This window comes from Teichococcus deserti (assembly GCF_001982615.1).
Taxonomy (GTDB): Bacteria; Pseudomonadota; Alphaproteobacteria; order Acetobacterales; family Acetobacteraceae; genus Pseudoroseomonas; species Pseudoroseomonas deserti.
Genome location: NZ_MLCO01000408.1, coordinates 1 through 1,871 on the forward strand (window position 1 = coordinate 1; position 1,871 = coordinate 1,871).

2 protein-coding genes and 1 pseudogene are annotated in these 1,871 nt (G+C 76.5%); all 3 read left to right on the plus strand.

Annotated elements, in window-relative coordinates:
• The first annotated feature begins 40 nt into the window (after positions 1 to 40).
• A complete protein-coding gene (locus BKE38_RS28130) occupies positions 41 to 145 on the plus strand; it encodes a helix-turn-helix domain-containing protein (protein ID WP_242662607.1) in 105 nt (34 codons plus the stop codon).
• Complete coding sequence (locus tag BKE38_RS28135; protein WP_076960457.1) at positions 142 to 1,506, plus strand: sensor histidine kinase; 1,365 nt, start codon at positions 142 to 144, stop codon at positions 1,504 to 1,506. The genes BKE38_RS28130 and BKE38_RS28135 overlap by 4 nt, the downstream gene beginning before the upstream one ends.
• A gap of 142 nt (positions 1,507 to 1,648) precedes the next feature.
• Positions 1,649 to 1,871: pseudogene (locus BKE38_RS33000) on the plus strand (hypothetical protein); the annotation flags it as partial.

A 1,871-nucleotide genomic window follows, 5' to 3' on the forward strand; every position in this document is an offset into this window, starting at 1 on the left:
CCAGAGCGCCAATATCCCCTCGGCCATCCTCTGGGCGCCGGTGGAGGTCTATGTCTCGCGGCTGCGGCGCCGGCTGGCGGCGCTGGACTGCGGCCTGGCGATCCACACCGAGCGCGGCGCCGGCTACCGCCTGGCGGCGGCATGAGCCGGCGCGCGGGCCCGGCCTCGCTGACCACCGGCGCCGCCATCGCGCTGCTGGCGAGCCTTGCCACCGCCGCGGCGATGCTGATCCTGCTGCTGGCCGGCCGGAATGCCGAGGCGCTGCGCCAGCTGGAGGAGCGCGCGCTGATGGGCCGCGCCGCCGTCATCATCCGCCATCTGGAGCACCGGCCGGAAGGCTGGCGGCTGGACTTGCCGGCCGATGTCGCCGCCGCCTTCTCGCCCGCCTATGGCCGCGCCGCCTATGCCGTGGTCGATGCCGAGGGGCGCTTCCTGCTCGGCGCCAACACCGCAGCACCACTGAAGATCCCGGCGCCCGCCGACGATGCCCGCGCCTTCACCCTGGACCGCGCCGAGCGCGACTGGCGGGGCCTCGCCATCCCCGCGGTGATCGACGGCCAGGCGCTGTCGATCCAGGTGGCCGAGGACCTGCAGCATCCCGACGTGCTGCTGGACGACGCCGCCGCGGAATTCGTCCGCGACGTGGTCTGGCTGGTGCTGCCGGTCTTCCTGGTGCTGTGCCTGGCGATGCTCTGGCTGCTGCAGCGGTTGAAGCGCCCGCTGCGCGACCTGGCCGAGCAGGCCGAGGGCATCGCCGCCGGCGGCGCGGGCGGCCGCCTGCGCGAGGTTGGCGTGCCGAGCGAGCTGCTGCCGATGCTGCGCACCTTCAACGAGGCGCTGGCGCGCCTCGAGGCCGCCCAGGCCGAGCAGCGCGGCTTCATCGCCGATGCGGCGCATGAGCTGCGCACCCCGCTGGCGGTGCTGCAGGCGCAGCTGGACCTGGTGCAGGACCGCGCCGCCGCGGCGCCGCTGGCCCGCGACCTGGGCGTGCTGGAGCGCATGGTCGGGCAGCTGCTGGCCATCGCCGCGCTGGACGACCGCGCCCTGCGCCCCGACCGCCGCCTGGACCTGCGGCTGCTGGCCGCCGACCTCGCCGAATACCTGACGCCGCTGGCCGAGGCGCGCGGCGTGACGCTGGACTGCGCCACCCCCGCCGCCCCGGTGATGATCCTGGCCGAGGAGGAGGCGCTGTCCCAGGCCGTGGTCAACCTGCTGGAAAACGCCATCGGCCATTCGCCGGAGGGCGGCACGGTGCGGCTGGCGGTGACCGCCGAGGGCCGGGTCCAGGTCGCCGACAGCGGCCCGGGCATCCCGGATTTCGAGCGCAAGCTGGTGTTCCGCCGCTTCTGGCGCTCGCGCCGGCGGGCCGAGGCGCGGCGGCGCGGCGCCGGATTGGGCCTGGCCATCGTGCAGCGCGCGGCGGAAATCCATGGCGGCACCGTCGTGGTGGGCGACGCGCCGGGCGGCGGCGCCTGCTTCACCCTGGCGCTGCCGCTGGCCGACTGACGTCCGGGAAACCGGACCTTTTTCCTCCGCCGCGTTCACCTTTCCGGACCTCGGGGCGCGCCATGCTGCGGCGCTGCCGGGGCCGCGGTCCTGGCACGGAATTTGGGTCGCAGCCGCCACCCGCCGCGAGAGGAGCGCCGCCATGCCGCCAGCCCATCGGACCGGACCGCGCCTGGCGCGACGCGGCTTCTCCCGTCCGGCGGCGCTGCGGCTGGCGCGCGCCATCGCCCGCGGGCCGGTGCGGCGCCGACTGCTGCCGCTGGTGGTGACCGCCGCGGCCGCCCTGGCGGCGCCGACGCTGCGGGCGCGGCCGGCCTGGCCCGGGGCGCCGCTGCGGTTGGTGGTGGCCTTCGCCGCCGGCGGCG